Source organism: Pseudomonas sp. PSB11 (genome assembly GCF_014596605.1).
In the GTDB taxonomy this organism is placed as follows: Bacteria; Pseudomonadota; Gammaproteobacteria; order Pseudomonadales; family Pseudomonadaceae; genus Aquipseudomonas; species Aquipseudomonas umsongensis.
Genome location: NZ_NOIO01000026.1, coordinates 17,790 through 39,840, shown reverse-complemented (window position 1 = coordinate 39,840; position 22,051 = coordinate 17,790). Strand labels below are relative to the sequence as shown.

Genomic DNA, 22,051 nt, shown 5'->3' with positions numbered 1-22,051 from the left:
ATCACCACCACGTGAATGCTTAGAACTTGTAACCCAGGCCGACCATGTAGATGAACGGATCCGCATCCACGTTCACCCGTGCCCGGGTGCCCGGCGCGATGGCGTTGTTTTCCACGGTCGCACGCGTGTCGATGTCGATGTAGCGCATCTGCGCGTTGAACAGGATGTTGTCAGTCAGCATGTAATCGGCACCTACCTGCCAGGCCACGCCCCAGGAGTTTTCGGTCTTGAAGTTGCTGAAACCATTGGCGCGCGCTTCGCTGCTCAAGTGTTCGTCATACATCCAGGTGTAGTTGACGCCTGCACCGACATAGGGCTGGAACGCGGACTTGGGGTCGAGCGGGTAGTACACCAGGCTCAAGGTCGGCGGCAGTTGATTAAAACTGCCGAGTTTGCCGTTGGCTGCGCTCAGGGCAGTGCCCTTGAGTTTTACGTCATGCTCGAACGGCGTGGCCGCCAGCAATTCGATGCCAACGTGATCGGTGATCATATAGGCGAAGTTAAGGCCCAGTTGTGTGTCGCTGCTCAGCGTCGCCTCGCCGCCCAGGTCGGCACCGCTCAATGGGCCCTGATCGACCTTGACGCTGGAACTGTCGGTATTCGGGTCGACGGTGATCGCGCCTGCACGCAGGAGGATATCGCCTTTTTCGTGAGCGTGGGCGAGCGGGGCCGCGAGCGCGAGGGCAAACAGCGAGGCGCCGAGCAAGGACTTGTTCATGGGGGCTCCAGAGGACGTTAAAAATGTTCGATGTCCAATGGTAAGTCGGCTAACGATTTGGTCTTTTGATGCAGCTCAATGAAAGTGGGATGAGATTTTTTTTGCGGAACCTATGAGGGGCTCTTCGCGGGCAAGCCTCGCTCCTACGGCAATTCATACAGGTAAATCTTGTCCGCCTCCATCTGGTAACCGGCATCCGCCAACTCGCTGGTGGACGCTTTTACCTGCAACGCACCCTCGATCCAGTACGGCTGATACAGCTCGTCGAGCTTCACGCCCACTTCGCTTTTGACATGCACGATCTGGTTCGACGGCGGTGGCGGTACGTGAATGCAGGCGCCGAAATACGGCACCAGCAGAAACTCCGTGGTGCGACCTTCTTCACTCACTTCCAGAGGCACGATGTAGCCCGGCAAGCGAATGTTCTGCCCGTCGAGGGCCTTGACCACCGGCGCGTTGGGCATGTCCTGCTTCGCGGCCGGTGCCGATTCGGCAGCCAGTGCATCGCTCATCTTCGACAGGTCATGCAGCGGCGTCATGTTCGGCACTTCCGCGGCCGCATCCGGAGGGATCATTTCCGACCAGGTCAGCTCTTTCGGCGCAGCCGCCCACAATGGCAGGGCGACCAGCATCAACAGCGCAAAGACAGCGCGGGGCATTTCGACTTCCTCATAAACGGATCGACAGGCCATCGGCCAGGGATTGGCGATAGGCGCGCCAGGCAGGCACGCTGCCCATCAGCAACGCAGCGATCAGGATGCCACCGAGTAGCGTCCATTCATATTCACTTGGCCACGCCAGTGGCAGAAACAGGCCGTAATTGGCTTGCACGTAACCCTGTGCCGCAGCGATGCCGATGTAAAGCAGCGCCACGCCTGCAACCACACCGGCCAGCGCCAGGGCAAAAGCCTCCAGTACCAGCAGCGTCGCGACATGCCAAGGTCGCGCACCTACCGAACGCAGGATCGCCATCTCCCGGCGGCGTTCGTTGAGGCTGGTAAGAATCGCCGTGAGCATGCCGATCAACCCGGTCAACACCACGAACAGCGACACCACGAACAAGGCTTTTTCCGCGGTGCTCATCAAGCTCCACAACTCTTGCAACGCAACGCCCGGCAAGATCGCCAGCATCGGCTCGCCGCGGAATTCGTTGATTTCGCGCTGCAAGGCAAAGGTTGAAATCTTGCTGTTGAGACCGAGCATGAATGCGGTGATCGCTTGGGGCGTCAAGTCCATGTTGCGCGCCTGATCGGCGCTGATCCGCCCGTTGCCACGGGCCGGCACGCCGTTATGCCAATCAACGTGAATGGCCTCCATCCCGCCGAGGCTGATGTGCAGTGTGCGGTCCACCGGGGTGCCAGTACGCTTGAGAATGCCGACTACGGTGAATGGCTTGTCGTCATGCTTGACCAGGCTGATCACGGCCACACCGTGGGCCAGCACCAGCTTGTCGCCGAGTTTGTAGTGCAATGCGTCGGCCACTTCGGCGCCGAGCACCACTTCGAACGGATCGGTGGCGAAGGCACGGCCATCGGCCAGTTCCAGGTGTTGCTGGCGGCCATACTGGTAGTGTTCGAAGTACGCCTCGGTGGTGCCCATCACCCGATAACCGCGATGGGAGTCGCCGAGTGACATCGGGATGGCCCACTTCACTTTCGGGTTGTTGGCGAAGTGTTCGAAGCTGTCCCAGCGGATGTTGTTGGTGGCGTTGCCGATGCGGAACACCGAGTACAGCAGCAGATTGACCGAGCCGGAACGTGCGCCGACGATCAGGTCAGTGCCGCTGATGGTGCTGGCGAAACTGGCCTTGGCCTCGGTGCGCACCCGTTCCACAGCCAGCAGCAGGCACACGGACAGGGCAATGGCGAACGCGGTGAGAATCGCGGTGAAACGGCGATTTGCCAGGCTGGCCATGGCTAGACGAAACAGATACATCTCAAACCTCGAAAGACGTGGCGGCGCGATTGAGTTCGGCCAGCGACAGGTGGCGGTCGAACAGCGGCGCCAGGCTCTGGTCATGGCTGACGAACAACAGGCTCGACCCGGCTTCGCGGCATTCGGCGAACAGCAGGCGAATGAAGTTCTCCCGGGCGTCGTAGTCGAGGGCCGAGGTCGGCTCATCGGCGATCACCAGTTCCGGTTGACCGATCAGCGCGCGCGCGGCGGCCACTCGTTGTTGCTGGCCGATGGACAGGGAGTCGGCGCGGCGAGCGAGGATGTTGTCGTCCTTCAAACCCAAATGGGCGAGCAGGGTGGCGGCGGCCTGATCGATGCTGCCGTGGCGCTGTTTTGCCCGCTCGGCGCGCAGTTTCGAGAAGTGGCAGGGCAGTTCGACGTTCTCGCGCACTGACAGAAATGGCAGCAAGTTGAACTGCTGGAAAATGTAGCCGGTGTGATCGACGCGAAAGTGATCGCGGGCCCCGGCAGAGAGTGCCGTCAGCTCCTGGCCGAGCAGGCGAATGCTGCCGCGATCGGGCTTTTGCACACCGCCGAGCAGGCCGAGCAGGGTGGTCTTGCCGCTGCCGCTGGGGCCCTTGAGGAACAGGGTTTCCCCCGGTTCCAGGCGAAACGCCGGGATATCCAGCAATGGCGGATGACCGGGCCAGCTGAAGCCCAGGTCGGACAGTTCGATGAGTACTTGGGTCATGGCGCCGATTTTATGAATGTTGATTAACCTGTGGGAGCGGGCTTGCTCGCGAAGGGGGAGTGTCAGTCGACATCTATGTTGCATGACACACTGCCTTCGCGAGCAAGCCCGCTCCCACATTGGTTTTGAAGTGAATTCAGAATTTGAGGGCGGCAGCCTTCGCCGTCACTTCAACCCCTTGCTGCCCGCTCGGGCCGATCAGTTGTACCTGAATTTTCTGGGTCGCCGGGAATGTGTTGAAGATATTCGCCAGGTCCAGGGTTTTCAGCGCAGCGGGTGTCGTGCAGGTGAACTGGTAGTGGGCGTGGATTTCGCTGTGATCGTGGTGATGCTCATCCTTGGCATCTTTGTCGTGATCGTCGTCGGCGTCCGGCTTGTCACCAAAGAGGGGGCTTTGCAATTTCTGAGAAGCCACCCCACAACCGGCTGCTGTCGGCAGGTTGAACAACGCCAAGGGTTTTTCAAGCTGACTGCGGACTGCGGCGACCTTGGCCTTGTCAGCGTCGGTGGTGGCGGCATGCTCGAACCCCACCAGGTTCATCGCCGGACTTTCCAGCTCCAGCTCCAGGGTCTGGCCGTCCAGCGCCGCGTTCAGGCGCCCGACGCCGTGCTCGTGGGCGCCGAGGCTGCCGTGCTCATGGTCGTGATCATGTTCGTCGGCGGCATGGGCGACAGCCAGCGGCAACAAGGCAAACGGCAGGGCGAGAAGCAAGCGGCGCATGGCGAGTCTCCGAAAGACAAGATGAAAAAAATGTTATGTAATCTTATAACGTTAGTGCGCGAATTGTGACTGTCAGCTTGGCGTTGCACAAGCCCCATGGGAGCATGGGCATGAAGAAATGTTCGGGAGCTGACTCATGTTGCGAATTCGCGGAAGCATCGGCGACTGGCCGGTGGATTTGACGCTGGAGATGGATGACGCCGATTGGGCGCGGCTGGGTGCGCAACTGCAGGTGGAAAAAACCGAAGTCAGTGCCCCAGCGGCGAAACCGCTGAATCAGGACGACGCGCTGTGGCAGGTTGCCAGGGATTTGCTGCGCAAGGCCGGGAAATTGAGCGGGCCGGACTTGCTCGATCAACTGGAAGGGCTGGCCGGCAGTGCGGCGGCGGGCAAGCGCCTGTTGGTGCGCTTGCGTCATAGTGCGGATGTAAAAGTCGAGAGCGGCGGCGATACGCCGATTTATCGCTGGCTGTAGGAGCGAGCATGCTCGCTCCTACAGGACGGGGCTGTTAATACAACGCAGCAAAGAGCTTGCGGCGGTAGGTCGTCACCAACGGATGATCGTTCCCCAGCAGTTCGAACACCTGCAGCAAGGTCTTGTGCGGCAAACCTTCGCTGTAGCTGCGGTTGCGGATGAACAACTTGAGCAGGCCATCCAGCGCCGCGTCGTACTGCTGGCGCGCAAGTTGTTGCACGGCCAGTTGGTAGACCGCTTCATCGTCCTGTGGGTTTTTTGCCAGGCGCGCTTTCAGGTCGGCGGCATCCGGCAAATCCTTGGCCTGGCCGAGGAACTTGATCTGCGCCTTGGCGCCGGCCAGGGCGGCCTTGTGTTCATCGCTCTTGACCGCGTCGAGTACGGCTTGCGCCTCGCCCAGCTCACCGCGCTCGGTGAGGCAGCGGGCGTAAAGAATCAGCGCCTTGGCATTGGTGTTGTCTTCGCCCAGCAGCACTTTCAGCAGGGCTTCCGCATCGGCGAAGCGGCTGTCATCGAACAAGGCCTGGGCCTGTTCGAACGGATCGGCGGCCGCCGGTGGCGGCATTTGGACATGGGGCTCGAGCAGCGCCCGCACGGCCGACTCCGGCTGCGCACCGGCAAAACCATCGACCGGCTGGCCATCCTTGAACAGCACCACGGTCGGCAGGCTGCGAATACCGAAGCGGGCGACGATGTCCTGTTCGAGGTCGCAGTTGACCTTGGCCAGCAGCAGTTCGCCCTGATAGCTCTCGGCAATGGTCTGCAGCATCGGCATCAGCACCTTGCAGGGCGCACACCATTCGGCCCAGAAATCCACCAGCACCGGTTTGTGAAAGGAGTTCTCGATCACCGACTGGTCGAAATCGGCAGTCGTGGCGTCGAAGATGTACGGCGTTTGCTGACTCATGGGGGATCTCTTGGAAGCGTGAATGTGCTCACTATAAGGGCTGGCGCAAAAGATCGCAGCCTTCGGCAGCTCCTACAGGATCGGGTTTACACACGGTCAATGTAGGAGCTGCCGAAGGCTGCGATCTTTTAACGGTTTGCGTGGTACAGGCTCACATGCCGAAACTCTTCGGGCTCACACAGATCCGGCAAGGTCATGGCTTCGAGCATTTCAATGCGCCGGTACAACGGATGCCGGAAATCCCGTACCCGCGAGTCCGCCACCAGCGCTTCCCGGCCACGACTGAGGAACTCATCGAGCAGCGGCAAATTCGCCCGGTCGTACAGCACATCCGCCACCAGGATCAGGTCAAAACGGTCGTCTTCGGCGAAAAAATCCGTCGAGTAAGTGAGCGCTACGTCATTGAGTTCGGCATTCGCCCGACAGGCGGCAATCGCCAGCGGGTCAAGGTCGCAGGCCACCACTTCCAGCGCCCCGGCCTTAACCGCGGCAATCCCCGCGACCCCGGAGCCGGCACCGAAGTCCAGCACCCTTTTGCCTTCGACCCAATGCCGGTTCTGCGCCAGATAGCGAGCCACGGCCAGACCGCTGGCCCAGCAGAAACTCCAGTACGGCGGCTCATGCAGAATGCGCCGGGTCTCTTCCGGGCTGAAGGCGCGGTCCATGTTGTCGCCATCGATCAGCCACAGCTGCAGATCAGTCTCCGGCAGCCCACAGGCGACCAGTCGCGCATCGCCGAGCAGTTCACCCAACGCCTGTTGCAGGTCCAGCGGCGTCTTCATGGCGCTTTGACGAATTGCAGCTGGCCCAGCGCCTGGGTGGTCGGCTGATAGATGCGCTGTGACGGCAGGTGCAGGATCAGTTGGCCGGACTGGCTGGCGCGGCCGCGCAGTTCAACACGGGCGCCGGCCGGGAACGATTCTGGATTGAAGCGCAGATGAAACGGCAATGCCTGGTTGGTGCCGATCAGGTTGGAACTGGCGAGCAATTGTTGCGGACGGTCCTTGTCGTCGATCACCAGCAGGGCCAGCTCGACTTCGGCGCCATCCGGGACGCCTTGCAGGGTGCCGCTCAATTCACGTTGATGGGCCGGCAAAGGACCGAGGTTGGCCGACTCTCGGGCTTTTTTCTGCGCTTGTTGTGGCGCAGGGCCAGGCGTTGGCGGCTGGGGGGCATCGCTGCTGCAAGCCACCAACAGGCTTAAAAGGCTGAGCAAAACGAGCGGTCGTAACGGCATTGGCAGCTCCGGAAGGGTGAAATCCATGGATCCAGTGATCATCCCGTCTGTATACCGCAAACCCTATGGCTTGTCTTGCCACCCGGATGCGCTACCATGGCCCTCCCTTTTTTTGTTGCCTGCCACCATGCACTGTCCCTTCTGCGGTGCCAACGACACCAAGGTCATCGACTCGCGTCTGGTCGCCGAGGGCGAACAGGTACGCCGCCGGCGCGAATGCCTGGCCTGCGGCGAACGTTTCACGACGTTCGAAACCGCTGAACTGGTGTTGCCGCGCCTGATCAAAACCGACGGCAGTCGCCAGCCGTTCGACGAAGAAAAACTTCGCGCCGGCATGCAGCGTGCGCTGGAAAAGCGCCCGGTGAGTGTCGAGCGCCTCGAATCGTCGCTGGTGCACATCAAACACAAACTGCGCGCCACCGGCGAGCGTGAGGTCAAGTCCCTCGTGGTCGGTGAACTGGTGATGGCCGAGCTGCAAAAGCTCGACGAAGTCGCCTACATCCGCTTCGCTTCGGTGTATCGCCGCTTCCAGGACCTCAATGAGTTCCGCGAAGAGATCGATCGCCTGGCCCGGGAACCGGTGAAAGAATGACCACGTCCGCTGAGCTTGCCATCCTCGACGCCCACTACATGGCCCGCGCGCTGGAGTTGGCGCGCAAAGGTCATTACACCACGCACCCCAACCCGCGGGTCGGTTGCGTGATCGTGCGCGACGGGCAGATCGTCGGCGAAGGCTGGCACGAGCGCGCCGGTGAGCCCCATGCCGAAGTCCACGCCTTGCACGCTGCCGGTGAGCTGGCCCGTGGTGCTACCGCCTACGTGACCCTCGAACCCTGCAGTCACCACGGTCGCACGCCTCCGTGCGCCGATGCGTTGGTGAACGCCGGTGTGGCGCGGGTCGTGGCGGCGATGCAGGACCCGAACCCGGAAGTGGCCGGACGTGGCCTGCAACGCCTGGCCCAGGCCGGCATCGCCACTGAAAGCGGTGTGCTGGAGGGTGAAGCGCGAAAGCTCAATCAGGGCTTCCTCAAGCGCATGGAACATGGCTTGCCGTTCGTGCGGGTCAAGTTGGCCATGAGCCTGGACGGTCGCACGGCGATGGAAAGCGGCGAAAGCCAATGGATCACCGGCCCCGCGGCACGTTCGGCGGTACAACGCCTGCGTGCCCAGGCCAGTGTGGTGCTGACCGGTGCCGACACCGTGCTGGCAGACAACGCCCGCTTGACCGTGCGCGCCGATGAGCTGGGCCTGGATGCCGATCAAACCGCTTTGGTCATGAGCCGTCCGCCGCTACGCGTACTGGTCGACGGGCGTCTGCGCGTACCGTTGGATGCCCCGTTCTTCAAGGCCGGCCCGGCGCTGGTCGCCACCTGTGTAGCGGTGGAAGAGCAATACGCCAATGGCCCGGAATGCTTGATCGTGCCTGGCTACGACGGTCAGGTCGATCTGCGTCAGCTACTGGTCGAACTCGCCCACCGTGGCGTCAACGAGGTGCTGGTGGAGGCCGGTCCACGGCTGGCCGGTGCTTTCGCTCAACTCGGTTTGGTGGATGAGTTCCAGATTTTCATTGCCGGCAAGTTTTTGGGCTCTTCGGCGCGGCCGCTGCTGGACTGGCCGCTCGCGCAGATGAAGGATGCACCCGAGCTCAAAATCACCGAAATTCGCGCGGTGGGCGATGACTGGCGAGTCACCGCCATTCCTTCACCGGCAGCGAGCGTATAATTTCCGGCCATCGCTACAGCGCTGGCTCTGTTCTCGAGGAGAACCCCATGTTCACCGGCATCATCGAATCCATCGGCAGTATTCGCGCATTGACCCCTAAAGGCGGAGATGTACGGGTCCACGTCGAAACCGGCAAGCTCGACCTGAGCGACGTCAAACTGGGCGACAGCATCGCGGTCAACGGCGTGTGCCTGACCGCCGTTGAACTGCCGGGCAATGGTTTTGCGGCTGACGTCAGTCGTGAAACCCTCGACTGCACCGCCATGAATGACCTCAAGAGCGGCAGCCCGGTCAATCTTGAGAAAGCCCTTACCCCGACTACACGCCTGGGCGGGCACCTGGTCAGTGGCCACGTCGACGGCGTGGGCGAAGTCGTTGCCCGTACCGAGAACGCCCGTGCCGTGGAGTTCCGCATCCGCGCGCCGAAGGACCTGGCCAAGTACATCGCCCATAAAGGCTCGATCACCGTCGACGGCACCAGCCTGACCGTGAACGCGGTCGATGGCGCCGAGTTCCTGCTGACGATCATTCCGCACACCCTGAGCGAAACCATCATGGCGTCTTACCAGCCAGGCCGCCGGGTGAACCTGGAAGTGGACTTGCTGGCCCGTTACCTGGAGCGTCTGCTGCTGGGCGACAAGGCCGCTGAGCCAACTACCGGCAGCAACATTACCGAAAGCTTTCTCGCCGCCAACGGCTACCTCAAATCCTGAAACTCAATTTCTAAAAGAATGGGGGTGCCTTGTGGCGCTCAATAGCATCGAAGAACTGGTTGAAGACATCCGCCAAGGCAAGATGGTCATCCTCATGGATGACGAAGACCGCGAGAACGAAGGCGACCTGATCATGGCCGCCGAGTGCTGTCAGGCCGAACACATCAACTTCATGGCCAAGCACGCCCGTGGCCTGATCTGCATGCCGATGACCCGCGAGCGCTGTGAACTGCTCAAGCTGCCACTGATGGCCCCGCGCAACGGCTCCGGTTTCGGCACCAAGTTCACCGTATCGATCGAAGCGGCCACAGGCGTCACCACTGGCATCTCTGCCGCCGACCGTGCGCGCACCGTGCAAGCGGCTGCCGCCCGTGATGCCAAGGCTGAAGACATCGTCAGTCCCGGCCACATTTTCCCGCTGATGGCCCAGGCCGGCGGCACCCTGGCCCGCGCCGGCCACACTGAAGCCGCGTGCGATCTGGCGCGCATGGCCGGTTTCGAGCCGAGCGGGGTGATCTGCGAAGTGATGAACGACGACGGCACCATGTCCCGTCGTGCCGAACTGGAAGCCTTTGCGGCTGAACACAACATCAAGATCGGCACCATCGCCGACCTGATTCACTACCGGATGATCCACGAACGTACCGTTCAGCGGATTGCCGAGCAGCCTCTGGACAGCGAACTGGGCCAATTCAACCTGGTGACCTATCGTGATTCCGTGGAAGGTGACGTGCACATGGCCCTGACCTTGGGCAATGTCTGCGCCGAAGAACCGACCCTGGTGCGCGTGCACAATATGGACCCGCTGCGCGACCTGCTGATGGTCAAGCAGCCGGGCCGCTGGAGCCTGCGCGCCGCCATGTCCGCGGTTGCCGAGGCCGGCAGCGGCGTGGTGCTGTTGCTCGGACACCCGCTCGATGGCGACGTGTTACTGGCGCATATCCGCGAAACCGCAGACCACGCGGCGGTGAAAAAACCGACCACCTACAGCACCGTGGGTGCCGGTTCGCAGATCCTGCGCGACCTGGGCGTACGCAAAATGCGCTTGATGTCGGCACCGATGAAATTTAATGCGATATCCGGTTTCGATCTGGAAGTTGTAGAATACGTGCCCTCCGAATAATGACCGGTTGTTTCCGGCCTTGAATTCGCGGTTCAAATATCACCGAGGGGCGCGTACGAGACGCGTCCCGGCTCTTTAAGAGATCTATCGAATGACCCTGAAGACCATCGAAGGTACCTTCATCGCCCCTAAAGGCCGCTATGCTTTGGTAGTAGGCCGTTTCAACAGTTTCGTCGTTGAAAGCCTGGTCAGCGGTGCTGTTGATGCCCTGGTTCGCCATGGCGTGAGCGAAAGCGACATCACCATCATCCGCGCCCCTGGCGCCTTCGAAATTCCGCTGGTTGCGCAGAAAGTCGCTCAGAAGGGCGAGTTCGCGGCAATCATCGCCCTGGGCGCGGTCATTCGTGGCGGTACTCCGCACTTCGAATACGTGGCTGGCGAGTGCACCAAGGGCCTGGCCCAAGTGTCCATGGAGTTCGGCGTACCGGTCGCTTTCGGCGTCCTGACCGTCGATTCCATCGAGCAAGCCATTGAACGTTCCGGCACCAAGGCCGGGAACAAAGGTGCCGAAGCTGCCCTGTCCGCTCTGGAAATGGTCAGCCTGCTGGCGCAGTTGGAGGCCAAGTGATTAGCGACGAAAGCGATCGTTTCAACCCGCGCGATCCAAAACCTGCGGATGCTGGCAAGCCATCGAAAAGCGTCAAGCGTCGCGAAGCCCGTCAGCTCGCGACTCAGGCGCTGTACCAATGGCACATGGCCAAGCAATCGCTGAACGAGATCGAAGCGCAGTTCCGGGTCGATAACGATTTCACCGATGTCGATGGTGCGTATTTCCGCGAAATCCTGCACGGGGTTCCGCAATTCAAGACCGAAATCGACACCGCGCTCAAGCCTTGCCTGGACTTGACCATCGAAGAGCTGGACCCGGTTGAACTGGCGGTTCTGCGCCTGTCCACCTGGGAGCTGCTCAAGCGTGTCGACGTCCCGTATCGCGTTGTGATCAACGAAGGGATCGAACTGGCCAAGGTCTTTGGTTCTACCGATGGCCACAAGTTCGTCAACGGTGTGCTCGACAAGCTGGCCCCGCGTCTGCGTGAAGCTGAAGTGAAGGCGTTCAAGCGCTGATTGGCGCTTGGAATGTCGACACAAAGCCATGGGCGAGTTTGAGCTGATCCGCAATTTCTTCGCCGCCGCGCCTTGTGCGCAGGGCGGTGAAGGCGTTGCCCTCGGGATTGGCGATGACTGTGCCTTGCTGGCTGTTCCTCCCGGGGAGCAGTTGGCGATTTCTACCGATACCCTGGTGGCCGGCGTACATTTCGCCGACCCCTGCGATCCATTCCTGCTCGGTCAGCGCTCGCTGGCCGTGGCGGTCAGCGACTTGGCTGCCATGGGCGCCACGCCCGTTGCCTTTACCCTTGCCCTGACCTTGCCGACGGTGACCGCCGATTGGTTGCAGGCTTATGCCCGTGGTTTGAACCTTATGGCGTCGAGCTGCGGCGTGGCGCTGGTGGGCGGCGATACCACCCGCGGGCCGCTGAGCCTGACCATGACGGTGTTCGGGCGCGTGCCGGGTGGTTTGGCGCTGACCCGCAGCGGTGCGCGGCCGGGCGACCTGCTGTGTGTGGGCGGCAACCTTGGCAATGCCGCCGGTGCCTTGCCATTGGTGCTCGGCCAGCGCACGGCCCAAGCGCGCATTGCCGAGCCGCTGCTGGCGCATTACTGGTCGCCGCAACCGCAGCTTGGATTGGGTCAGGCGCTGCGTGGCAAGGCCACTTCGGCCCTGGATATCTCCGATGGTCTGCTCGCGGATTGCGGGCATATCGCGCTGGCCTCGAAGGTCGGCATCGAAGTCGAGCGGGATCGCTTGCCGCTGTCGCAAAGCCTGGTCGATTTTCTTGGACTGGCGCACGCACAGGTTGCGGCCCTGAGTGGCGGCGACGACTACGTACTGGCTTTCACCCTACCGTCTGTCGAATTGCCGCTGTTGCTGGCCGACGGCTGGCCGATCCATGTGGTCGGGCGGGTGGTAGCAGGGCAGGGCGTGACGCTGCTGGACGCCGACGGCAAGGACATCACCCCGCAAACCCGGGGCTACCAACATTTTCGGGAGACACCGTGACAGATCACCCCAAACAGGTTCCGGCGGAGTTCGTACCGCCATCGGTCTGGCGCAATCCCTGGCATTTCCTGGCGTTCGGCTTTGGCTCGGGCACCTTGCCAAAGGCTCCGGGCACCTGGGGGTCGCTGGTTGCGCTACCCTTTATCCCGTTATGGCAGATGCTGCCCGACTGGGGTTACTGGTTGATGCTGGGCATTACCATGCTGTTCGGCTTCTGGCTGTGCGGCAAGGTGGCCGATGATTTACGGGTACACGACCACGAAGGTATCGTCTGGGACGAGATGGTCGGAATGTGGATCACCCTGTGGCTGGTGCCGGAAGGTTGGCAGTGGCTGCTGGCAGGATTCTTGATGTTTCGCTTCTTCGACATCCTCAAGCCGTGGCCGATTCACTGGGTTGACCGGCATGTGCACGGAGGCGTTGGTATCATGCTCGATGACGTGTTGGCTGGAGTGTTTGCGTGGTTGGCGATGCAGGGGCTGGTATGGATTTTCGCCTGAGGGATTAATTGGGAGAACTAGGGATGGCTCGACGCTGGTGGGTAGCGATGGTGTTGGCGGTATTTGGTGCACTCGCCCAGGCGGAGGAAGCAACCCCCACGCCGTCCGTGATTCATCTGGCCAGCGAAGACTGGGAAGACTATACCGCTGCCGACGGCCACGGCCTGGGTTGGGACCTGTTGCGCAAGATCTTCGAGCCGGCGGGGGTAAAGCTGGACATCCGCAGCGAACCCTATGTGCGCTCGATGGGCCTGGCCGAGCGGGGTGAAGTCGATGCATGTGTCGGTTCCTACCATGAAGAATCCAGCGATGTGCTTTATCCGCACTGGAACTTCGATACCGACCATATCTACGCCCTGGGCCTGGCCAGCAGCCCGCAACCGACCCCGCAAACCCTGGGCAATTACCGTCTGGCGTGGGTGCGTGGCTACGATTACCAACATTATCTGCCCAATGTCCGTCGCTACAACGAAGTACTACGTCGTACTGGCATCGTTTCGATGCTGACGCAGAACCGCGCCGACTTCTACATAGACGCACTGACCGAAGTCGATTGGGTGCTCAGTCGGGCAAAGGATCCTTCGCAGTTTCGCCGCACGCATATCGCCGAATTACCGTTGTACCTGTGCTTTGCCAAGACCCCGACGGCCCGCAGCCTGATGGCGTTGTTCGACCAACGCATGGCGCAGTTGGTTAAAAGCGGCGAGCTCAAACCGATCTTCGAACGCTGGAAGCAACCCTACCCATTCGATGAGGAATAACCTGTAGGAGCTGCCGCAGGCTGCGATCTTTTGATCTTAAATACAAAATCAAAAGATCGCAGCCTGCGGCAGCTCCTGCAGAGATCAAACTTTTTGATCGTTATGGCCGATAATTCAGCCTAAGCGTCGGTTGGAACCTGCTGTTACAATGCCGGCCTGCGAATCTTCAGACTTTTAGATCAGGAGCACACCGGTGCCTGTCGTTTTTGTCGCCGCTTCCAAGCTGCCAACGCCTTTTGCGCAATTCATCATGCACGGCTTTCTCGATGAGGCCACCGGCCGCGAGCACGTCGTGCTGAGTCTGGGTGAGATCGCCGATGGTGCCCCGGTACTCGGTCGGTTGCACTCCGAGTGCCTGACGGGCGACGCCTTGTTCAGCCAGCGTTGCGACTGCGGCTCGCAACTTGAGGCTGCGCTGCAGGCCATCGCTCGTGAAGGTCGGGGCGTATTGTTGTATTTGCGCCAGGAAGGCCGTGGCATTGGCCTGCTGAACAAGATCCGCGCCTATGAGCTGCAGGACGGCGGTGCCGACACCGTTGAGGCCAACGAGCGCCTGGGCTTTGCCGCCGACCAGCGCGATTACGCCATGTGCCTGCCGATGCTTGAGCACCTGGGGGTGAAATCCCTGCGCCTGATGACCAACAATCCACGCAAGGTCAAAGCCTTGACCGACATGGGCATCGCGGTTGCCGAGCGCGTGCCGCTGCACACGGGTCACAATCCGCACAACAAACTCTACCTGGCAACCAAGGCCAGCAAACTCGACCATATGATGGGTAATGAACATCAGGGCGAGGTAGACCGGGCGTGACGCGCGGCCAGGTACGGCGGCGACTGTCCGTCAGCTGGTGGCAATACCTGGCGTTGGCCTTGTTGCCGCTGTTCGTGATCAACGCGGTGTTTGGCCAGGGTGAAGCCATACTGCCGGTTCTGGCAATGCCGTTGTTCATCGCCGGTGTCGCCTCGATGTTTGTCAGCCTGAAGTTTTTTGGCGGCTATAAACATGCGTTGATCGCCACCCAGAAAGCTCTCGATACCCCTGAAGAGCCTGGTGCATGGATCCGCCTGGCGGCCAAGCGGCGCACGGCGTTCCTCGCGGCCGGCCTGCCGGCCTGGATCGGTGCGTTGGCGGTGTTTGTCGGTCTCGAAGCGGTGCCGCTGATGCTGCTGGCGCTGTCGACCGCGGTGCTGTTCTACCTCTACCGAATTCCGCGTCAGCTCGGTTGATGCGCCCTGTCTGGCTGGCGGTTTTGCTGCTGGCTATCAGCGGCTCGGCCATGGCGGTGGAGCGGGTTGTCAGCCTCGCTCCGTCCCTCACTGAGATGGTCGTCGAACTGGGTTCGGCCGACTTGCTGGTCGGCGTGCTGGATGCCGGTGAGCGTCCCGCTGAACTCAAGGACTTGCCCTCCGTGGGGCGCTACGGCCAGTTGGACATGGAACGTTTGCTCAGCCTCAAGCCTGATTTGTTGCTGCTCTGGCCCGGCAGTGTCGGCCCCGCCCAGCGTGAACAACTCAAGCGCTTGAACATCCCGACGTACGTCGCTGAACCGCATGATTTCGCGCAACTCACCGCACAGATCGAAGCCATTGCCTCGCAACTCGGGCGGCCTGAGCGTGGGGCGGTATTGGCCAACGATTTGCGTCAACGCCTGGCGCAGCTGCGTCAACGCTATCGGCGGGACCAGCCGTTGCGTGTGTTCTACCAAGTCTGGGATAAGCCGCTATACACCGTAGGCGGAGGGCAGATCATCAGCGCTGCGCTTGAAGTCTGTGGGGCGCAAAACGTATTCGGCGACCAGACACTCCCCGCGCCGCAAATCAGTGTCGAAGCGGTCCTGCAGCGCGATCCCGAGGTGATTCTGGCCGGTGATCAGGCGCAACTTGATGCGTGGAAGGCATGGCCGCAGGTGGCGGCGGTGCGGCAGGGGCAGTTGCGGTTGGTCACGGACAAGGGACTGGAGCGACCGAGCGGGCAGATGGTCGAGGCAACGGCCAAGTTGTGCCGCGAGATTGCACCTGACCGCTGAGACCGAGGTGCGGCCTTCGCGGGTAAGCCCGCTCCCACACTAGACCGAGTTCAGGCATAGAGTTCGTGTGCGACACAGATCGAATGTGGGAGCGGGCTTGCTCGCGAAGAGGCCAGCACAGACACCATCAGATTTCCGGGGTCCAAGTCACCCCAAACACCCACGCCCGACCTTCCTCGCGATATCCGTACTGGCTGCCTTCATGGCTGTAGAGTGCCCGGCTGTAACCTTTGTCCAGCAGGTTGTCCGCCTTAAGCTCCAGGCTGATCGCTCGATTGAGTGCCCAACTGCTGCGCAACCCCAACAATCCATAACCCCCCAATGGCTGTTGATTGTTCAGGTCGTCATAGCTGCTGCTCACAGCTTGCCAACTGGCGCCCAGGCCCAGGCGGTCGAACTGTCGATCCAGATCCCAGCTCAATGTGCGACGTGCGCGACGGGCCAGGGTATGCCCCGTATCGCGGTCCCGCGGGTCGATAATCGCCACGCCGAGGTTGCTCTGCCAGCCGAACAGTTCCTGTCTTAATGTTGCTTCAAAGCCGTTGATGCGTGCCGAGGCCACGTTCTCTGGCCGTGAGTTGCTGCCGAAGATGATCGCGTCTTCGAGGTCTGTGCGGTACAGCGAGGCTTCCAGGCGGCTGCTCTCGGTCAATTGGCTGCGCCATTGCAGCTCATAGCTTTTCGAGGTCTCGGGTTTGAGGTCCGGGTTGCTGAAGTCGGGGTAGTACAGGTCGTTGAAGGTCGGCGCCCGGAAACCTTCGCTGTAGGTCAGTAGCACGTCGTTGTCGGGGTTTAGCGGCAGGGTGAAGGTGCCGCTCCAGCTGTTCTGGCCGCCGAACTGTTGGTTCTGGTCGCGGCGCAGACCCAGTTCGGTAGAGAAGCTGTCAGCCTGATAACGATGCTGGATAAATGCCGCGCGGTTCCAACGACTGTCCACGTCGAACGGCGTGCTGCTGTTGACGCGGTCTTCGTACCAGTCGCCGCCGAGGATCAGGCTGTTGCGCTGGTTGAGTGTCAGGTCGTTCTGCCAGTTCACCGAGTCACGGTAGGTATTGAACACGCTGCGCTCATCGCTGAGCTTGTCGAACGTCTTCTCGCGGTTTTCGCTGTGGCCGAACTCGACGCGGGTTTTCCACAGGTCGTTGACCCTTGCATCGACGTAGCTGCTGAGACTGCTCACGTCGAATTCGTTGTAGGGCTGCTGCTGGACTGACTCGAAGGTGTTCAGGTCGAAGCGACCGAACGGATTGTCGAATTCGCTTTTGCCCCGGTTATCCAGCAGGTTGGCGCCGATCTCGACGTCGTCGCTGAGGGCGTGACTCACGCTCAGGCTCAGGGATTTGTTGCGGTAGGCGTCGTGATCACTGTCGCTGGGATACGACTCATGGGTGCGATCGATCCCGGCGGTTTCATCCAGGCTGGCGCCGAGGTTGAAGCGGGTCTGCTCATCGCCACCAGACAAGCCGAGGCTACGCTCCCAGGTCTGGTTGCTGCCAAACCCCATATGCAGCCTGGGTTGCAGGCCGGGGTCGCTGCCACGCCGCGTGAAGATCTGGATCACCCCGCCAATCGCATCGCTGCCGTAGATCACCGAACGGGAGCCGCGCAGCACTTCCACGCGCTCGACCTGGTCGATGTTGATGTGTTGCAGGTTGCTGTCGCCGGAGGACGAGTTGCCGATCCGCTGGCCGTCCACCAGCACCAGGCTCTGGGCCGACTGCGTGCCGCGAATGTAAATTCCCGGCAGGCTGCCGCGCCCGCCGGTTTGTGCCACTTGCACCCCCGGTACACGGCGCAGCAGGTCAGTGACGCTGTTGGGTTGCAGCCGGTCGATGTCTTCGCGGGTGAAGACCGTGTTGGCGGCGCTGCTGTCGTTGCGCGCCTCGACTTGGCGGTTGGCGCTGATCAGTACGTCGGGCAGCTTCAGGGCCTGGTCGCGATCGAAGGTGTCGGCCAGCACTGGGCCGGCTGGCAGCAGGGTCAGTGCCAGGGCGAGGCGAGAGATATTCATATTTTTTTCGTAGACGCGCAGGAGTACACAGTCCCTGTAGGAGCCGGCTTGCTGGCGATGGCGTCCTTGAAAATGCCATCGCCAGCAAGCCGGCTCCTACAGGTGTGATATCGGGTTTACAGGGCCAACAGTTGCAGACGCTCGCGGATCGAAGCCTCGATCCCGGCTTCATCCAGCCCACACTCAGCCAGCATTTGCGCCGGCTTGGCGTGTTCGACATAAATGTCCGGCAAGCCCAGGTGCAGCATCGACTTGAGGATGTTCTCGCGAGCGAGAAATTCGCTGACCGCACCGCCGGCACCACCCATGATGGCGTTTTCTTCGACGGTCACCAGCAGCTCGTGGCTGCCAGCGATTTCGCGAACCAGCTCTTCATCCAGCGGTTTGACGAAGCGCATGTCGACCACGGTCGCGTCCAGCGTCTCGGCGACTTTCAGCGCCTCGGCCAGTTGCACGCCGAACACCAGCAGGGCGACCTTGCTACCCTGGCGGCGAACCACGCCCTTGCCGATTTCGATCGGCTCGAGGTCTTTCTCGATGGTTGCATTCGGGCCGTTGCCGCGCGGGTAACGCACGGCAGCCGGGCCGTTATACAGATGACCGGTCGAGAGCATCTTGCGCAGTTCGTTTTCGTCGCTCGGGGTCATCACCAGCATGCCGGGTATGCAGCGCAGGAACGACAGGTCGAAGCTGCCCGCGTGGGTCGGACCGTCTTCGCCCACCAGGCCGGCGCGATCGATGGCGAACAGCACGTCGAGGTTTTGCACCGCGACGTCATGCACCAACTGGTCGTAGCCGCGTTGCAGGAAGGTCGAATAGATCGCCACCACCGGCTTCGCGCCTTCGCAGGCCATGCCGGCCGCAAAGGTCACGGCGTGTTGCTCGGCAATCGCCACGTCGAAGTAGCGCAGCGGGAACCGCTCGCTGAAGGCCACCAGGTCCGAGCCTTCCTTCATTGCCGGGGTGATCCCGACCAGGCGTGGGTCGGCAGCCGCCATGTCGCACAGCCACTCACCGAACACACCGGAGTACTTCGGCCCGCTGGCTTTTTTCGGCGGGTTGGCCGGCGCATCGACAGGTTCGAGCTTGGTGATGGCGTGGTAACCGATCGGGTCGACCTCAGCCGGGGCGAAGCCTTTGCCTTTCTTGGTGACGATGTGCAGGAACTGCGGGCCCTTGAGATCGCGCATGTTGCGCAGGGTAGCGATCAGGGTTGGCAGGTCGTGGCCATCGATCGGGCCGATGTAGTTCCAGCCCAGCTCTTCGAACAGCGTGCCGGGCACCAGCATGCCTTTTGCGTATTCTTCGGTGCGACGGGCGATTTCCCAGGCGCCGGGCAGGCGCGACAGGACTTTCTTGCTGCCCTCGCGCATGCTCGCGTAGGTACGGCTGGAAAGGATCTTCGCCAGGTAGTTCGACAAACCGCCGACGTTGCGCGAGATCGACATGTCATTGTCGTTGAGGATCACCAGCATGTTGGCGTCCACTTCCGGCGCGTGGTTCAGCGCTTCGAACGCCATGCCGGCCGTCAGTGCGCCGTCGCCGATCACGGCAATCGCCTTGCGATCACTGTTTTGCAGACGGGCGGCAATCGCCATGCCCAGGGCTGCGCTGATCGACGTGCTGGAATGGCCGACGCCAAAGGTGTCGTACTCGCTCTCGGAACGACGCGGGAAGGCGGCGACCCCGTCTTTCTGGCGCAGGGTGGCCATGCGCTCGCGACGACCGGTGAGGATCTTGTGGGGATAAGCCTGATGACCCACGTCCCACACCAGCCGGTCGTCCGGGGTGTCGAAAACGTAATGCAACGCGATTGTCAGCTCGATGACGCCCAGACCTGCACCGAAATGCCCACCGGTCTGACCGACCGTGTAGAGCAATTCCAGGCGCAACTCATCGGCCAGGGTTTCCAGCTCGGCTTCGCCTAACCGGCGCAGGCCGTCCGGCGTATTCGCGCGGTCGAGCAGGGGCGTGGTCGGGCGCTTGCGGGGAATCTCATGAAACGTCGTGGGCATCAGGCGAATCGTTATAGGTATAAAAGATGCGGCAGTTTACCTGATGCATCGGCCCCTGCCCACGCGTTGGTCTTTTTTGGCGGATTCGCCGTCAGTTGCGTCGCTCGACGATGTAGCGGGCCAGTTCACGCAGGGGCTCGGCAGCCGCGTCAAACGGTCGCAGCGCATGCAGTGCCTGATCGCGCAGTTCCAGGGCGTAGGCCTTGGCGGCGTCCAGGCCGAGCAGTGCCGGGTAGGTCGGCTTGTCGCGGGCAATGTCGGCGCCTTGGCGTTTGCCCAGGGTTTCGGTATCGCTCTCGACGTCGAGAATGTCGTCCTGGACCTGGAATGCCAGGCCGATGGCCTGTGCATAAGTCTGCAGGGACTTGAGTTCGTCCTTTTCGGCGCGACCACTGGCCAGGGCGCCGAGCTTGACGCTGGCTTCGATCAGCGCGCCGGTCTTGTGCCGGTGCATGTATTCGAGCGCCTGCTGATCGAGCTTCAGGCCCACCGAGCCAAGGTCGATGGCCTGGCCGCCGACCATGCCCGCCGGACCTGCCGCCAATGCCAGTGTGCTGACCATTTCAAGGCGGATCTCGGCATCGACGTTGCTCAGGCGTGGGTCGAGCAGGGCGCTGAACGCCAGGCTCTGCAAGCCATCGCCAGCGAGGATCGCGCAGGCTTCATCGAATTTCTTGTGCGTTGTCGGCTGGCCGCGGCGCAGATCGTCATCGTCCATGGCCGGCAAATCGTCGTGCACCAGCGAATAGGCATGGATCAGCTCTACCGCGCAGGCCGCGCCGTTGGCTTGCTCCGCCTTGCCGCCCAGCGCTTCGCACGCAGCGTAGGCCAGCAATGGTCGCACCCGTTTGCCGCCGTTCATCACGCTGTAGCGCATGGCGTCGTACAAACGCGCCAGCTCAGGGCCTGGCGCGATGAACAGGGTTTCCATGGCGGCGTTGACGCGGGCCTGGCTGGTCGCTGAATACGCTGCAATCATTCTGGTTGATCCGCGTCGAAGGGTTCCTCGGCCAACTCGCCATCACGCTCGAGCAACACTTGAACCTTTTGCTCGGCCTGGGCCAGCGCCGCCTGGCAATCGCGGGTCAGGCCGATGCCTTGCTCGAAAGCGGCCAGCGAGTCTTCCAGCGATAATTCGCCATTCTCCAGACGCTCTACCAGCGTTTGCAGGTCAGCGAGGGACTGTTCGAAATCCAGTGCAGCTTTTTTGCGGGCCATGGCGGCGATTTCCGGTTGACGTTAAACCGGCGCGACACTAGCAGATAGGGGGTTTATGGGCAAATGAGCAAGGTATTTCGGCCGCCGTTTCCCTGAGGCTCGATGGCACTGCAGGCGCGAGCTTGCTCGCGATGGTCGTGAATGAAAACGCGTGGAACCAGATGCCCAACGGTGTCTTCGGGTTTTTCGCGAGCAGGCTCGCTCCTACAGAGTTGGGCACCACAACCGTGATTTGTACCGCATTCCAGGACTGATCTGATTGTGAGGATGCAGACGAACGACTAACCTTCGCGCCGTTAAGACTCGCAATTCATGGGTTTCAGACGAAACGCAGTACCCACATCTGTAACGCGCCGAGGATCAGGCGCAAGGTTTCGTCATGCATGGCAGGAGGCATTACATGCGCTCATTTCTTTTGCTGCTGATCGGCTGGGCCTGTGCGCCCGCCCTGGCCGCGCCCAGTGCCGAGCTGTCGGAACCGGTGGGCGGCTGGCGCTTCAACGGTTTGCTGGACCGTACGGAAAATCCGCAAGTCGCCTATCCCACGCCACCCATCGACCGTGGCGTGCAGCGCAATCGCACGATGATCCAGGGCCAGCTCAAGGCCGTCGGCACCCAGCGCGGGCCCCACACGCTGGCGGTCAACGGCAACCCACTGAACCTGTACACCGACGACCAGGGTCGTTTCGCCCGGCCCTATGCGTTCGGCGCCGGTTCCAACAGCGTCGAAGTGCGCAGTGCCGAAGGCCAGCCGCTCAAGCGCGTGCAGTTCTATGAAGCCAATAACCTGCGCACGCCCGCGCGGATTCGCGTGGTGCTGGGGTGGGACGATCCAAAAGCCGAACTTGACCTGCACATCGTCACCCCCGACGGCCAGCACGCGTTCTGGGCTCGGCCGGCGATGAGCAATGGCGGTGGCCTCGACCCGGACGGCGTCGACGGCCCCGGCCCGGAAATGTTCACCATGACCGCGCCGTTGCATGGCACCTATCTGGTTTACGTCAACTATTGGGGCAACTTCGGTAGCGGCGGCTATAACTTCGATGAAACCAGCAATCAGAACGAGGTCATTACGTCGCAAATCAACCTGGTGCTCAACGAAAACACCGTCGACGAAAAACGCGAAACCTTCATCGTGCCCCTGCGCGCAATCGGTGACCTGCTGCTGGTCAAGACTTTCAACTATTAAGCATCCCG

At 61.6% G+C, this 22,051-nt stretch carries 26 protein-coding genes; 14 read left to right on the top strand and 12 right to left on the bottom strand.

What is annotated here, in order from left to right:
* Nucleotides 1–19: 19 nt before the first annotated feature.
* The 5 genes from CGA21_RS23935 to CGA21_RS23915 form a co-directional block, all read right to left on the bottom strand.
* Complete coding sequence (locus CGA21_RS23935; RefSeq protein ID WP_110755049.1) at nt 20–718, bottom strand: OmpW/AlkL family protein; 699 nt, start codon at nt 716–718, stop codon at nt 20–22.
* Between the two features lie 143 nt (nt 719–861).
* Nucleotides 862–1,377: a DUF3299 domain-containing protein gene (locus tag CGA21_RS23930; protein WP_020796268.1), complete on the bottom strand. Its 516-nt coding sequence runs from the start codon at nt 1,375–1,377 to the stop codon at nt 862–864.
* A 10-nt stretch (nt 1,378–1,387) separates the two neighbouring features.
* Complete coding sequence (locus tag CGA21_RS23925; protein ID WP_110755050.1) at nt 1,388–2,653, bottom strand: ABC transporter permease; 1,266 nt, start codon at nt 2,651–2,653, stop codon at nt 1,388–1,390.
* Between the two features lies 1 nt (nt 2,654).
* Complete coding sequence (locus CGA21_RS23920; RefSeq protein WP_188265187.1) at nt 2,655–3,365, bottom strand: ABC transporter ATP-binding protein; 711 nt, start codon at nt 3,363–3,365, stop codon at nt 2,655–2,657.
* A gap of 136 nt (nt 3,366–3,501) precedes the next feature.
* Complete coding sequence (locus tag CGA21_RS23915; protein WP_188265186.1) at nt 3,502–4,086, bottom strand: DUF2796 domain-containing protein; 585 nt, start codon at nt 4,084–4,086, stop codon at nt 3,502–3,504.
* A 136-nt stretch (nt 4,087–4,222) separates the two neighbouring features.
* Here CGA21_RS23915 and CGA21_RS23910 point away from each other — a divergent pair, with 136 nt between their 5' ends.
* Nucleotides 4,223–4,561 carry a hypothetical protein gene (locus tag CGA21_RS23910; RefSeq protein WP_188265185.1) on the top strand — a complete coding sequence of 113 codons (339 nt, stop codon included), beginning with the start codon at nt 4,223–4,225 and terminating at the stop codon, nt 4,559–4,561.
* A gap of 34 nt (nt 4,562–4,595) precedes the next feature.
* Here CGA21_RS23910 and trxA read toward each other — a convergent pair whose 3' ends face one another.
* The 3 genes from trxA to CGA21_RS23895 all read right to left on the bottom strand — a co-directional run bounded on the left by trxA (nt 4,596) and on the right by CGA21_RS23895 (nt 6,705).
* Nucleotides 4,596–5,468 carry a thioredoxin gene (trxA, locus tag CGA21_RS23905; protein ID WP_008065763.1) on the bottom strand — a complete coding sequence of 291 codons (873 nt, stop codon included), beginning with the start codon at nt 5,466–5,468 and terminating at the stop codon, nt 4,596–4,598.
* Nucleotides 5,469–5,596: 128 nt separating this feature from the next.
* Complete coding sequence (locus tag CGA21_RS23900; protein ID WP_110755053.1) at nt 5,597–6,250, bottom strand: class I SAM-dependent methyltransferase; 654 nt, start codon at nt 6,248–6,250, stop codon at nt 5,597–5,599.
* Entirely contained in the window at nt 6,247–6,705 is a 459-nt protein-coding gene (locus tag CGA21_RS23895) for a YbaY family lipoprotein (RefSeq protein ID WP_110755076.1), read from the bottom strand. The genes CGA21_RS23900 and CGA21_RS23895 overlap by 4 nt, the downstream gene beginning before the upstream one ends.
* Nucleotides 6,706–6,832: 127 nt before the next feature.
* Between CGA21_RS23895 and nrdR the strand changes: the two genes are divergently transcribed.
* From nrdR to CGA21_RS23835, 12 genes are all read left to right on the top strand, one after another.
* Entirely contained in the window at nt 6,833–7,297 is a 465-nt protein-coding gene (nrdR, locus tag CGA21_RS23890; protein ID WP_003228656.1) for a transcriptional regulator NrdR, read from the top strand.
* Nucleotides 7,294–8,427, top strand: coding sequence for a bifunctional diaminohydroxyphosphoribosylaminopyrimidine deaminase/5-amino-6-(5-phosphoribosylamino)uracil reductase RibD (gene ribD, locus CGA21_RS23885; protein WP_188265184.1), 1,134 nt, complete (start codon nt 7,294–7,296; stop codon nt 8,425–8,427). The genes nrdR and ribD overlap by 4 nt, the downstream gene beginning before the upstream one ends.
* 47 nt (nt 8,428–8,474) lie before the next feature.
* Nucleotides 8,475–9,140 carry a riboflavin synthase gene (locus CGA21_RS23880; protein ID WP_020796277.1) on the top strand — a complete coding sequence of 222 codons (666 nt, stop codon included), beginning with the start codon at nt 8,475–8,477 and terminating at the stop codon, nt 9,138–9,140.
* 31 nt (nt 9,141–9,171) lie between these two features.
* A complete protein-coding gene (ribBA, locus tag CGA21_RS23875; RefSeq protein ID WP_020796278.1) occupies nt 9,172–10,263 on the top strand; it encodes a bifunctional 3,4-dihydroxy-2-butanone-4-phosphate synthase/GTP cyclohydrolase II in 1,092 nt (363 codons plus the stop codon).
* 91 nt (nt 10,264–10,354) lie between these two features.
* A complete protein-coding gene (gene ribE, locus CGA21_RS23870; RefSeq protein WP_003228649.1) occupies nt 10,355–10,831 on the top strand; it encodes a 6,7-dimethyl-8-ribityllumazine synthase in 477 nt (158 codons plus the stop codon).
* Nucleotides 10,828–11,328, top strand: coding sequence for a transcription antitermination factor NusB (nusB, locus tag CGA21_RS23865; protein ID WP_008000432.1), 501 nt, complete (start codon nt 10,828–10,830; stop codon nt 11,326–11,328). Before ribE ends, nusB begins: the two co-directional genes overlap by 4 nt.
* 28 nt (nt 11,329–11,356) lie before the next feature.
* On the top strand, nt 11,357–12,322 hold the full coding sequence (gene thiL, locus CGA21_RS23860; protein ID WP_188265183.1) for a thiamine-phosphate kinase: 966 nt from the start codon (nt 11,357–11,359) through the stop codon (nt 12,320–12,322).
* Complete coding sequence (locus tag CGA21_RS23855; protein WP_008059518.1) at nt 12,319–12,822, top strand: phosphatidylglycerophosphatase A; 504 nt, start codon at nt 12,319–12,321, stop codon at nt 12,820–12,822. The genes thiL and CGA21_RS23855 overlap by 4 nt, the downstream gene beginning before the upstream one ends.
* 23 nt (nt 12,823–12,845) lie before the next feature.
* Entirely contained in the window at nt 12,846–13,583 is a 738-nt protein-coding gene (locus CGA21_RS23850) for a substrate-binding periplasmic protein (protein WP_188265182.1), read from the top strand.
* Nucleotides 13,584–13,776: 193 nt separating this feature from the next.
* Nucleotides 13,777–14,394 (top strand): GTP cyclohydrolase II, encoded by a 618-nt coding sequence (gene ribA, locus CGA21_RS23845; RefSeq protein WP_008059515.1) that lies wholly within the window; start codon nt 13,777–13,779, stop codon nt 14,392–14,394.
* A complete protein-coding gene (locus tag CGA21_RS23840) occupies nt 14,391–14,810 on the top strand; it encodes an MFS transporter (protein ID WP_110755058.1) in 420 nt (139 codons plus the stop codon). Before ribA ends, CGA21_RS23840 begins: the two co-directional genes overlap by 4 nt.
* Nucleotides 14,810–15,610 (top strand): cobalamin-binding protein, encoded by an 801-nt coding sequence (locus tag CGA21_RS23835; protein WP_188265181.1) that lies wholly within the window; start codon nt 14,810–14,812, stop codon nt 15,608–15,610. The genes CGA21_RS23840 and CGA21_RS23835 overlap by 1 nt, the downstream gene beginning before the upstream one ends.
* 127 nt (nt 15,611–15,737) lie before the next feature.
* Here CGA21_RS23835 and CGA21_RS23830 read toward each other — a convergent pair whose 3' ends face one another.
* From CGA21_RS23830 to CGA21_RS23815, 4 genes are all read right to left on the bottom strand, one after another.
* On the bottom strand, nt 15,738–17,621 hold the full coding sequence (locus CGA21_RS23830; protein ID WP_188265180.1) for a TonB-dependent receptor domain-containing protein: 1,884 nt from the start codon (nt 17,619–17,621) through the stop codon (nt 15,738–15,740).
* Nucleotides 17,622–17,737: 116 nt separating this feature from the next.
* Nucleotides 17,738–19,636 carry a 1-deoxy-D-xylulose-5-phosphate synthase gene (gene dxs / locus CGA21_RS23825; protein WP_110755061.1) on the bottom strand — a complete coding sequence of 633 codons (1,899 nt, stop codon included), beginning with the start codon at nt 19,634–19,636 and terminating at the stop codon, nt 17,738–17,740.
* A gap of 91 nt (nt 19,637–19,727) precedes the next feature.
* Nucleotides 19,728–20,615 (bottom strand): (2E,6E)-farnesyl diphosphate synthase, encoded by an 888-nt coding sequence (gene ispA / locus CGA21_RS23820; RefSeq protein WP_110755062.1) that lies wholly within the window; start codon nt 20,613–20,615, stop codon nt 19,728–19,730.
* Nucleotides 20,612–20,854, bottom strand: a complete 243-nt coding sequence (locus tag CGA21_RS23815) for an exodeoxyribonuclease VII small subunit (RefSeq protein ID WP_007970180.1) — start codon at nt 20,852–20,854, stop codon at nt 20,612–20,614. The genes ispA and CGA21_RS23815 overlap by 4 nt, the downstream gene beginning before the upstream one ends.
* A 400-nt stretch (nt 20,855–21,254) precedes the next feature.
* Here CGA21_RS23815 and CGA21_RS23810 point away from each other — a divergent pair, with 400 nt between their 5' ends.
* The gene (locus CGA21_RS23810; protein ID WP_188265179.1) at nt 21,255–22,043 is read left to right on the top strand and encodes a YfaP family protein; all 789 of its coding nucleotides are present in this window, start codon (nt 21,255–21,257) and stop codon (nt 22,041–22,043) included.
* Nucleotides 22,044–22,051 lie beyond the last annotated feature (8 nt).

Excerpts from the sequence above, each read along its gene's own strand:
- CGA21_RS23935 (WP_110755049.1), bottom strand. The coding sequence starts at position 718 with ATGAACAAGTCCTTGCTCGGCGCCTCGCTGTTTGCCCTCGCGCTCGCG.
- CGA21_RS23930 (WP_020796268.1), bottom strand. The coding sequence starts at position 1,377 with ATGCCCCGCGCTGTCTTTGCGCTGTTGATGCTGGTCGCCCTGCCATTG.
- CGA21_RS23925 (WP_110755050.1), bottom strand. The coding sequence starts at position 2,653 with ATGTATCTGTTTCGTCTAGCCATGGCCAGCCTGGCAAATCGCCGTTTC.
- CGA21_RS23920 (WP_188265187.1), bottom strand. The coding sequence starts at position 3,365 with ATGACCCAAGTACTCATCGAACTGTCCGACCTGGGCTTCAGCTGGCCC.
- CGA21_RS23915 (WP_188265186.1), bottom strand. The coding sequence starts at position 4,086 with ATGCGCCGCTTGCTTCTCGCCCTGCCGTTTGCCTTGTTGCCGCTGGCT.
- CGA21_RS23910 (WP_188265185.1), top strand. The coding sequence starts at position 4,223 with ATGTTGCGAATTCGCGGAAGCATCGGCGACTGGCCGGTGGATTTGACG.
- trxA (WP_008065763.1), bottom strand. The coding sequence starts at position 5,468 with ATGAGTCAGCAAACGCCGTACATCTTCGACGCCACGACTGCCGATTTC.
- CGA21_RS23900 (WP_110755053.1), bottom strand. The coding sequence starts at position 6,250 with ATGAAGACGCCGCTGGACCTGCAACAGGCGTTGGGTGAACTGCTCGGC.
- CGA21_RS23895 (WP_110755076.1), bottom strand. The coding sequence starts at position 6,705 with ATGCCGTTACGACCGCTCGTTTTGCTCAGCCTTTTAAGCCTGTTGGTG.
- nrdR (WP_003228656.1), top strand. The coding sequence starts at position 6,833 with ATGCACTGTCCCTTCTGCGGTGCCAACGACACCAAGGTCATCGACTCG.
- ribD (WP_188265184.1), top strand. The coding sequence starts at position 7,294 with ATGACCACGTCCGCTGAGCTTGCCATCCTCGACGCCCACTACATGGCC.
- CGA21_RS23880 (WP_020796277.1), top strand. The coding sequence starts at position 8,475 with ATGTTCACCGGCATCATCGAATCCATCGGCAGTATTCGCGCATTGACC.
- ribE (WP_003228649.1), top strand. The coding sequence starts at position 10,355 with ATGACCCTGAAGACCATCGAAGGTACCTTCATCGCCCCTAAAGGCCGC.
- thiL (WP_188265183.1), top strand. The coding sequence starts at position 11,357 with ATGGGCGAGTTTGAGCTGATCCGCAATTTCTTCGCCGCCGCGCCTTGT.
- CGA21_RS23850 (WP_188265182.1), top strand. The coding sequence starts at position 12,846 with ATGGCTCGACGCTGGTGGGTAGCGATGGTGTTGGCGGTATTTGGTGCA.
- CGA21_RS23835 (WP_188265181.1), top strand. The coding sequence starts at position 14,810 with ATGCGCCCTGTCTGGCTGGCGGTTTTGCTGCTGGCTATCAGCGGCTCG.
- CGA21_RS23830 (WP_188265180.1), bottom strand. The coding sequence starts at position 17,621 with ATGAATATCTCTCGCCTCGCCCTGGCACTGACCCTGCTGCCAGCCGGC.
- dxs (WP_110755061.1), bottom strand. The coding sequence starts at position 19,636 with ATGCCCACGACGTTTCATGAGATTCCCCGCAAGCGCCCGACCACGCCC.
- ispA (WP_110755062.1), bottom strand. The coding sequence starts at position 20,615 with ATGATTGCAGCGTATTCAGCGACCAGCCAGGCCCGCGTCAACGCCGCC.
- CGA21_RS23815 (WP_007970180.1), bottom strand. The coding sequence starts at position 20,854 with ATGGCCCGCAAAAAAGCTGCACTGGATTTCGAACAGTCCCTCGCTGAC.
- CGA21_RS23810 (WP_188265179.1), top strand. The coding sequence starts at position 21,255 with ATGCGCTCATTTCTTTTGCTGCTGATCGGCTGGGCCTGTGCGCCCGCC.